The organism is Bradyrhizobium valentinum (assembly GCF_001440405.1).
In the GTDB taxonomy this organism is placed as follows: domain Bacteria; phylum Pseudomonadota; class Alphaproteobacteria; order Rhizobiales; family Xanthobacteraceae; genus Bradyrhizobium; species Bradyrhizobium valentinum.
Map to the genome: position 1 here is coordinate 22,257 of NZ_LLXX01000210.1, position 8,824 is coordinate 31,080.

An 8,824-nucleotide genomic window follows, 5' to 3' on the forward strand; every position below is an offset into this window, starting at 1 on the left:
AATTGCGCACAAGGCGGGTGATGACGGCTGAGGTTTCGCGTCCTGAATGGTGGGCACGCTACGCTTTGCCCACCCTACGATTCCGCCGCCGCATGCACCGGCGCGACCGGCATCGGCCACGTCTCATACTTGTTCGGAAAATTCACCGGCCGGTAGCTCGGCATTGCATCCATCCGCTTCACCACGGACTCGTGGATCACCGCGCCTTCCGGAATCAGCCGCGGCTCGGCGTCGGGGATGTAGTAGCCGAAATAGGTCTTGCGCGCCGGCCATTCCTTGTAGGTCGCGCTCTTCGGGATGTATTCGAGAATCCACCACGCGCTCCTGAGCGAGGTGTGCACCTCGCCGCGCACGTCAGGCGCGACGTAGGAGAACGGTGAGCCCTTGCGCTGGATGCCCCAGGCGAGCTGGTTGACATTGGCCTGGTTGACCTGCAGCCCGCACTTTGTCGCCTCGTCGATCATCCAGAGCAGCGGATATTTGGAAAGCCCGCTTTCCTTTTCCGGATAGCCGCCGCCGATATCGGCATGCACGCCTGAGAACCACACCTGCAGAATATCCTGCGGCTCGGCATGCGCATCGTTGAAGCGGTTATGCTTGTAGGTCTGCGGGTCGTCCCACTTCTTGAGGCGGAACATGCAGCGCCGCTCGTCGATCGAGATCGCCTGCCGGAACGTCTGCACGCTCGGGTTCGAAATCGTGTAGGCCAGCTCTTCCAGGCTCGGCCAATAGAAGCGATCGGGCCGTGGCACGATCACGCTGGCGACCGTATCCCAGACGCCGACGAAGCGGATGGTCGGCCAGCGCGCCGAGGTGATGCGCGCGAACTGCGCCGCGTTGTCGAACGGCCCTTCCGGCAGCGGCCCGTCCTCGTCGCCGGTATCGGTGAGCGCCTTCGGGCTGAGGCGCAGCTTTGGCGCTTCATCACTGGAAAACTGCTTGTAGGCGATCAGCCCCGAGCCGGCGAGATTGACCTGCTCGGGCGAGATCAGCCCCACCTTGTGGATCAGCCCCGCCAGCGCCCGCACGGTATAGGCGCCGCGGGAAAAGCCGAACAGGTAGATCGCATCGCCCGCCTGATAATGGTGCACCAGGAAGGAATAGGCCGCGAGCACATTGTCATCGAGCCCATAGCCGGTGGCGAGGCCGAGAATGGCGTTGAAATCCTGCTTCAGCTTGTGCCAGGGGTCCGGCCGCTCCAGCGTGCCAACCCCCGGATCGTAAAACACGAGTTGCCGCGGCTGCGTCTTCTCCGTCTTGCGCAGGCAGCGATAGAGCTTGAGCACATTGGAGATGTTCTCGGAAATTTCGTTGCCAGTGCCGTCGCAGCAGATGATGATGTTGCGCATGGTGATGCTCTCGCGGTGCTACCGGAGCGAGTATAGCGCGATTCTTTTGGAGCGGGCATTATGTCGGCCCCCGTGCGCTCCACTATGCAGGAATTACTACGGTCCCTTCTTCTTCGGTCGTGCAGCTGCGTTGATCGGCTCCCAAGAGTGATCGTAGCCGTCAACGTCCATCATGTACGCTTTTATGCCGGTGCCTTGGATTCGCGCCAATATTCTTTGACGATGCCTTAAATTAACGCGTGATCCAAAGTATATTGTTTTCACCGCTTGGACACGTCCTATCTCGACACGACCGACCGAGCCCAACACGCGCCATTCGCGCTCATATGCCCAATTATATTTCTTTTGCGACAAAATGTGAGTGGCGGCGTTGCTAACGTTGTTAACTTGGCTGGGAAAGATTATCGGCGGCTCATCTACATAAGCTAGCCGAACGAGGCGGACATGGTGAGGAAGCCCGGCAAGCAGTTCCTTAGTAGAGTAGGAAAGACACATGCCGGTGTAGTTGCCGGCATAGTGAGTCCACATCAACACGTTCTCGAAAGTCTCGGTGAAACATGAGATACCAACGTTTGATTTGATGCCAGTTATCTCTCGCACAATATCTTTGTAGTCGGACTTCCCACTTAGAACCTTGCTTGGCCGATAAAATCCTTCCATAGGATCGTTCATTCGCATGAACGATGAACAAAATAGGTATTTCTGCAGTATTGAATCTATCTCTTGTTCGACGGCATTTTCATCACGGATCAAAGATCGATATCTATAGAGGCGGGTGGGCACGATCGGTTTTTCTACTTCTGCCATATTGCAATACCCACTTCTAGCGTGATGATCGATCATGAAATACTGATGCGTAATGAAGGTTGTTCAGTCCCGAGTAATCTGTTTGTTCGTCATGACTTTAGATGGTCGAGCATATCGGTAACGCGTTTAAAAATTGGACCGTGGGATGCTGCCTGTCGAGCCTTTTCGATGATCACTTGATCTAGAGCAATAGATCGGGACAATGCTTCGTAGATATCGCGCCCGTCCATACAGATGACCTTCTTTCCTCGCCCGAAGGCGAACAGCCCATCTTCACTGAAACCGCTGTAGCTGATGAAGAGACCGCGTGACCATGCAGCTTTCTCTTCAATCTTGCCGTTAAAGGCACGCAGATGCGGCAGCATTCGTCAGTGGGTTCTGCCACTTTGCCTCGAGCAAATAGGTAGCGCCTTCTAGTTGAAAGCTGCCGTCGATCTGTTCTCCGCGAATGCGAAAGGGATTTCGGGCTTCCATCCCGTAGGCATTGAAAAGCTCTTTGAGAAACTTCTCGAAATCATACCCCCGACGGTGAGGTTCGACGTTCAGTAACGCCATGAATTGCGAGGAGAGGGCCGCTACCTTTTCTGGCGCCACCTTCGGCTGCGAAACACCCGCAAGAGGTGTCGCGGAAGTGACGCCATAGTCCCAGCTTCCTCCAATAGACTGCATCAGCGCGGCCATCTTCCGATGGACGTCGGGAATTGTTTCGTTCTCGCCAGCGCGTTCCATTGCGGCTTCGCGATGTTGCCACAGAACTTTCAGCGCTTTCACAACGACTGTGGGTGGTGAATTCTGAAGAAAATAGCGCATTCGCTTTCCCTTCGATCCACCCATCACGGAATACTTAGGGTCATCGATGTCGATCGACAGCTCTTCGCGAAAAAATTCCGCGAAGGTTCGATCAGAAAAGTTCAACACATAGCCGCCGCCCATGCGGAGCACATCCTCAAGGAGCTGCATCTGAAGAGATTTGAAGTTGGCCATTCAGGTATAGTATAGCCGTTCTACCTTTACGCGAAATGGTGGCAGGCAGACTAGTCAACAGATTTGGGCGGTGCAGCATGGCCGAGGCGAAAAAGTCGGCTGAGATAGGAATCAAGCGGGGGCGAATTATTTCGAACCTCTCGCAGCCCCAACAATTGGACCTCGTCGCTGACGGGCTGCCACTATTGATGAAGAGCGCGAATGACCTTCTGTTAGCCTCCAAAGCGTTGGACGGGCACTACCGAGCCGCGAGCATCCTCGAAGGGCATGCGATGGAGGAGGTCGCAAAGATATTAATCCTCATGGACATAGTGCGCTGCCCGCCAAATATTCGCCCAGCACGCATTGGTCCGATGATGGGTTGGTTTTACGATCATCTTGCTCGGCTGATTTATATAGATGCGCAGGACTGGAAGCCTCAGGATACAAAGCAGCTCCAGGAATATGTCGATAGCAATCGAAAGTCTCATTACGTTGAAGGTGCGGTTGGCGAATACATCACGCCAAACTGGACGACCTATTCACGTGAAAGCTTGCTCTACGCAGACATCGTTACCTATGAAGAGGGTGAGCCGTTCTGGAACGAGCCGCAAGAATACGAGCCAATGGTTCGGTGGCGCGAGCCGTCCTCCTGGCAGGTGTGCCACGCATTGCGGAACATGGGCCTCTTCACCAGAGCCGGGTTAGATGTGGTGTCGTCGGTCTGGAGTCAGGTGGATTTCGCTACCACAGAAAATTGGAGTGATGCTCGGCGGCTAACGCACGCAACACTATTAGCGCTGGAGAAGGCACAGCTAATAAGCAAGGATGCCCAAGAGTCACAAGTTGGTACCCTGTACAATCATTGGCAGTTGCCGATGTACCGGATCGACTTCAAGCGAATTGAGGTCCCTTTGGAGGACCTAAGGGCGGAGCAGAATGCCAACCTGTGGTCTGAGGCCGGCTATTGAAAGACAAAAACGGCCGGGTCATCCGACCCGGCCGCTTCAAACTCCGATCCGCCGATGTAGCTAAAACTCAGCTCGCCTTCTTCACGAACACCGGCTTGCCGACCTTCTTCTCGATCGCGCGCTTCAGGTCGAGCGCGCGGGGCGAGAGCACGTCGGCCTTGGCCTTGATCAAATACGCGTCCAAGCCGCCATTGTGGTCGACGCTCTTGAGCGCGTTGGTCGAGACGCGCAGGCGCACGTTGCGGGCGAGGGCGTCCGAGATGAAGGTGACGTTGACCAGGTTCGGCAGGAAGCGCCGCTTGGTCTTGATGTTCGAGTGGCTCACCTTGTGGCCCACCTGGGGGCCCTTGGCCGTCAGTTCGCAGCGCCGGGACATTTCGAAAAATCCTCTTCCATCCCCGCCATAGCCGAGCCGCTTCTCGCAGGCGCCCGCGGGGGTCCAAAATCGCGTCCATTTCCAGGAACCGCGGACGTATAGGGGCAGACGGCCGGGCGGTCAAGGTTCTTGGGATGGTTGGAGCCCCGTTCCGCGGCTCCAAATCCCTTGTTTTGACGCGTTTTCTTCACGCGAACCGGAAGTCCACTTCGCTTGAAAGCGCTATGCGCAGATTTGGCCGGTTTCTAAGGGGTTCCAGCCACTTAAGCCATCATATAAAGGGCGCAATCCCCGCCGACACCATGGCTTTCGCTTTACTAGGGCCTTGGCCTTCCGCAAAGCGGCTGAAGGCGATGAGAGGTCTGATTTCAGCGTGGTTTTCGCGAAGCTGCGCGTTGTTTGCCGGATATTTCTGCCTAAATGAACACCCAATCGCGCCGATCCCGGGACTATCCATTCGTGACTGCAAAACGCGCCGTTTCGCTTCCTATCAGACTCGGTTTCGGCCTGTGCGCCACAGCATTTGTCGCGCTGGCGCCGCCTGCCGCATCCGCGCAGGGTCGGCTCGACGCGCAATATGAGGCGACGCTGGCGGGCATTCCGGTCGGCAAGGGGGCCTGGACCATCGAAATCGGCGACGACACGTTTTCGGCCTCCGCCCAGGGCGGCACCGCTGGCCTCCTGAAGGCGTTTTCCGGCGGCACCGGTTCCGGCGCCAGCCAGGGCCGCGTCGTGAGCGGCGCGCTGGTCGCCAATGCCTATACCGCGACCACCACCACGCAGAAGAAATCCGAAACCATCCGCCTGGTGCTGGCAGGCGGCAACGTGAAGGATTTTTCGATCGATCCGGCGCCGCCGGTCGATCCGGATAGAATCGTCGTCACCGACGCGCACCGCAAAAACGTACTCGATCCCATGACCGGCTCGATGCTGCGCGTGCCGGGCAATGGCGAGGTACTGACGCCGGACGCCTGCCGCACCGGCGCGGGCATTTTCGACGGCCGCCTGCGCTACGATCTCAAGCTCGACTACAAGCGCATGGAAACGGTCAAGGCCGAGAAGGGCTACCATGGCCCGGCGATCGTCTGCGCGATCTATTTCACGCCGGTCGCGGGCTACATCCCCGATCGCCCCGTGATCAAATATCTCGCCACCGAGCGCCGGATCGAGATCGCGTTCGTGCCGATCGCGGGAACACGCGTCCTGGTTCCCTTCCGCATGACCATCCCGACCCCGTTCGGGCTGGCAATGCTGGAAGCGACGTCGTTCGTGACATCAGCGATGCCGCCAAGGGTGGCGAAGACGAATTGAGGCGTGAGGGACGGTAAGCTCTATCGCTCCCTCCCCCCTTGCGGGGGAGGGTCGGGGAGAGGGGTAGCCACACAACGAGCTCTGCCCGTGAAACCCCTCTCCCCCGCCCTCCCCCGCAAGGGGGGAGGGAGCGCAGCTTCGCTTGTGGCGACGTCGGTGCAAGCCAAGCAAACACGAAAGCCATGAATCATGTTGACTCTTGCCCGGTTCTGATTCGACTCCACGCGTCCTCGATTTTTAAGATTGCACCCGAAAACCGTCGCTTGTGGAGCCTGTGCAAACTTGATCTAGTGCCGCCCCGGGCGTGTCAGCGCGAGATGTTGCGGTGAACGTATCGGGTTTCGGGAGGAGTCAGCGATTCGGACGCGATTCGTTCCAGACTCGTTCCAGAGCTTAAGCCGCGACCGCATCGCCGTCGCAAAGTGAAACAGAATCGGCGGAATTGACGCCGAGCGAGCAGAAAGGCTTCGCTCCTCGCAAGAACATCCCCTCATGGTGAGGAGGCGCGAAAGCGCCGTCTCGAACCATGTGGCCCGGCAGGTGCCATTCATCCTTCGAGACGCGCGAAGACGCGCTCCTCAGGATGAGGTCTGGCACCTGCGATTTGAGCGACGGCATTCAATAAAGAAACACCTGCACATAATGGCTTTCTCTCCTTCCAAGTTCGCGAACGATCGCGCGCCCGGCGCGGGCGTCACCGCCGTGCTCGGGCCGACCAACACCGGCAAGACGCATCTGGCGATCGAGCGGATGCTGGCGCATTCGTCCGGCGTGATCGGCCTGCCGCTGCGGCTGCTCGCGCGGGAGGTCTACAACAAGATCGCGGATCGGGCGGGGACTGAAGCGGTTGCGCTCGTCACCGGTGAAGAGAAGATCAAGCCGAAGAATCCGCGCTACTGGGTCTCCACCGTCGAGGCGATGCCGCGGGATATCGACGTCTCGTTTCTCGCCGTCGATGAAGTCCAGATCGCCGCTGATCTCGAGCGCGGGCATGTCTTCACCGACCGCATCCTGCATCGCCGCGGCCGTGACGAGACGCTGCTGCTCGGTGCTGCGACGATGCGTCCGATCGTCGAGCGTCTCTTGCCCGGTGCGTCCATCATCACGCGGCCAAGACTCTCGCAACTCGAATTCGCCGGCGACCGCAAGATCACGCGCCAGCCGCGCCGCACCGCGATCGTCGCGTTCTCGGCCGATGAAGTCTACGCCATCGCCGAACTGATCCGCCGGCAGCATGGCGGCGCGGCGGTCGTGCTCGGCTCGCTCTCACCGCGCACCCGCAATGCGCAGGTCGCGATGTTCCAGAACGGCGACGTCGATTATCTCGTCGCGACCGATGCGGTGGGCATGGGGCTCAATCTCGACGTCGATCACGTCGCCTTTGCTTCCGACCGCAAGTATGACGGCTATCAGTTCCGCCGGCTCAATCCGGCGGAGTTCGCGCAGATCGCGGGCCGCGCCGGGCGCGCCACGCGCAATGGCACCTTCGGCACCACCGGGCGCTGCGCGCCGTTCGAGCCGGAACTGGTGAACGCGCTGCAGAACCACACGTTTGACAGCGTCAAAATGCTGCAATGGCGGAATTCGAAGCTGGATTTCTCCTCGCTCGGCGCCCTGCAGGTGTCGCTGGCGCTGCCGCCGGGACACGACGCCTTGACCCGCGCGCCGATTGCCGAAGATCTGCGCGTGCTCGATCACGCCGCACGCGACGGCGAGGTGAGGGACATGGCCCACGGCGCGGCTGCCGTGGAACGGCTGTGGGACGCCTGCCAGATCCCGGATTACCGCAAGATCGCGCCGGCCGCCCATGCCGAACTTGTGACTACGCTCTATGGTTTCCTGATGAAAAGGGGCCGCATACCTGACGCATGGTTTGCCGCCCAGGTCGACCAGGCCGACCGCGTGACCGGCGATATCGACACGCTGTCGGGCCGGATCGCGCAAATCCGCACCTGGACCTTCGTCGCCAACCGCCCGGACTGGCTGTCCGACCCCGACCACTGGCAGGGGATCACGCGGGAGGTCGAAAATAAATTATCCGATGCGCTACATGAACGGCTTACAGAGCGTTTCGTTGACCGCCGTACCAGTGTATTGATGCGCCGCCTGCGGGAGAACTCAGTTTTGAATACGGAAATTGGCAAGACCGGCGAAGTGATTGTTGAGGGCCACGCGATCGGCCGGCTCGATGGATTTACCTTTGCGCCAGATGCGGCGGAGGCGGGCTCGGACGCGAAGGCGTTGCAGGCTGCTGCGCAGCAGGTGCTCGCCAGCGAGATCGACGCGCGCGCCACAAAGCTTGCCGCGGCCCCCGACGACCAGTTCGTGCTGACATCCGACGGCACCATCCGATGGACCGGCGATGCGGTCGCAAAGCTCGTCGCGGCCGACGACGCACTGCATCCGCGCATCAGGATCATTGCCGACGATCGGCTCTCCGGCGCACCGCGCGAAGCCGTGCAGACGCGGCTCGATCTGTGGCTGAAGACGCATTTCGAAAAGCTGCTCGGCCCGCTGTTCGGCCTCTCCAAGGCCGAGGACATCGCGGGCATCGGGCGCGGTATCGCGTTCCAGCTCGTCGAGGCGCTCGGCGTGCTGGAGCGCTCGAAGATTTCCGCCGAGATGAAGGATCTCGACCAGGCCTCGCGCGCGAGCTTACGCAAATACGGCGTGCGCTTCGGCGCGTATCACATCTATTTCCCCGGTCTCTTGAAACCCGCGGCGCGGGCGCTGGCCTCGCTGCTGTGGGCCGAGAAGCAGGACAATGTCGACATGTCCGCGCTGTCGGGCGCGCAGCATCTGGCGAGTTCGGGCCGTACCTCGTTCCCGGTCGACAAGGCGTTGCCGCGCGATGCCTATCGTGTGCTCGGCTATCGCCAGTGCGGCGAGCGCGCGGTGCGCGTCGACATTCTGGAGCGTCTCGCCGATCTCATTCGTCCCGCGCTGGCCTGGCGTGAGAGTTCGCCCGGCGAAAAGCCGACCGGCGCATTCGACGGCCGCGGTTTTGTGGTGACGCAGGCGATGACCTCGCTCACGGGATCGGCGGG

8 protein-coding genes are annotated in these 8,824 nt (G+C 59.9%); 3 read left to right on the forward strand and 5 right to left on the reverse strand.

Annotated features, from left to right (window positions below):
- Positions 1–74: 74 nt before the first annotated feature.
- The 4 genes from CP49_RS36785 to CP49_RS48305 all read right to left on the reverse strand — a co-directional run bounded on the left by CP49_RS36785 (position 75) and on the right by CP49_RS48305 (position 3,140).
- Positions 75–1,349, reverse strand: coding sequence for a DUF2235 domain-containing protein (locus CP49_RS36785; protein WP_057854998.1), 1,275 nt, complete (start codon positions 1,347–1,349; stop codon positions 75–77).
- Between the two features lie 96 nt (positions 1,350–1,445).
- On the reverse strand, positions 1,446–2,192 hold the full coding sequence (locus tag CP49_RS36790) for a DUF2971 domain-containing protein (protein WP_082646429.1): 747 nt from the start codon (positions 2,190–2,192) through the stop codon (positions 1,446–1,448).
- 53 nt (positions 2,193–2,245) lie between these two features.
- On the reverse strand, positions 2,246–2,521 hold the full coding sequence (locus CP49_RS48300; protein WP_057855000.1) for a hypothetical protein: 276 nt from the start codon (positions 2,519–2,521) through the stop codon (positions 2,246–2,248).
- On the reverse strand, positions 2,496–3,140 hold the full coding sequence (locus CP49_RS48305; protein WP_057855001.1) for a DUF3644 domain-containing protein: 645 nt from the start codon (positions 3,138–3,140) through the stop codon (positions 2,496–2,498). The genes CP49_RS48300 and CP49_RS48305 overlap by 26 nt, the downstream gene beginning before the upstream one ends.
- Before the next feature lie 77 nt (positions 3,141–3,217).
- On the opposite strand from CP49_RS48305, the gene CP49_RS36805 reads away from it, so the two are divergent.
- Positions 3,218–4,090, forward strand: coding sequence for a hypothetical protein (locus CP49_RS36805; RefSeq protein ID WP_156438862.1), 873 nt, complete (start codon positions 3,218–3,220; stop codon positions 4,088–4,090).
- A 67-nt stretch (positions 4,091–4,157) separates the two neighbouring features.
- Here CP49_RS36805 and rpmB read toward each other — a convergent pair whose 3' ends face one another.
- Positions 4,158–4,466 carry a 50S ribosomal protein L28 gene (gene rpmB, locus CP49_RS36810; protein WP_057855003.1) on the reverse strand — a complete coding sequence of 103 codons (309 nt, stop codon included), beginning with the start codon at positions 4,464–4,466 and terminating at the stop codon, positions 4,158–4,160.
- Between the two features lie 420 nt (positions 4,467–4,886).
- Here rpmB and CP49_RS36815 point away from each other — a divergent pair, with 420 nt between their 5' ends.
- Entirely contained in the window at positions 4,887–5,777 is an 891-nt protein-coding gene (locus tag CP49_RS36815) for a DUF3108 domain-containing protein (RefSeq protein ID WP_082646430.1), read from the forward strand.
- Between the two features lie 642 nt (positions 5,778–6,419).
- Positions 6,420–8,824, forward strand: a 2,405-nt coding sequence (locus CP49_RS36825; protein WP_057855010.1) for a helicase-related protein, incomplete at its 3' end; no start/stop codon positions are given.

Excerpts from the sequence above, each read along its gene's own strand:
- CP49_RS36785 (WP_057854998.1), bottom strand. The coding sequence starts at position 1,349 with ATGCGCAACATCATCATCTGCTGCGACGGCACTGGCAACGAAATTTCC.
- CP49_RS36790 (WP_082646429.1), bottom strand. The coding sequence starts at position 2,192 with ATGATCGATCATCACGCTAGAAGTGGGTATTGCAATATGGCAGAAGTA.
- CP49_RS48300 (WP_057855000.1), bottom strand. The coding sequence starts at position 2,521 with ATGCTGCCGCATCTGCGTGCCTTTAACGGCAAGATTGAAGAGAAAGCT.
- CP49_RS48305 (WP_057855001.1), bottom strand. The coding sequence starts at position 3,140 with ATGGCCAACTTCAAATCTCTTCAGATGCAGCTCCTTGAGGATGTGCTC.
- CP49_RS36805 (WP_156438862.1), top strand. The coding sequence starts at position 3,218 with ATGGCCGAGGCGAAAAAGTCGGCTGAGATAGGAATCAAGCGGGGGCGA.
- rpmB (WP_057855003.1), bottom strand. The coding sequence starts at position 4,466 with ATGTCCCGGCGCTGCGAACTGACGGCCAAGGGCCCCCAGGTGGGCCAC.
- CP49_RS36815 (WP_082646430.1), top strand. The coding sequence starts at position 4,887 with ATGAACACCCAATCGCGCCGATCCCGGGACTATCCATTCGTGACTGCA.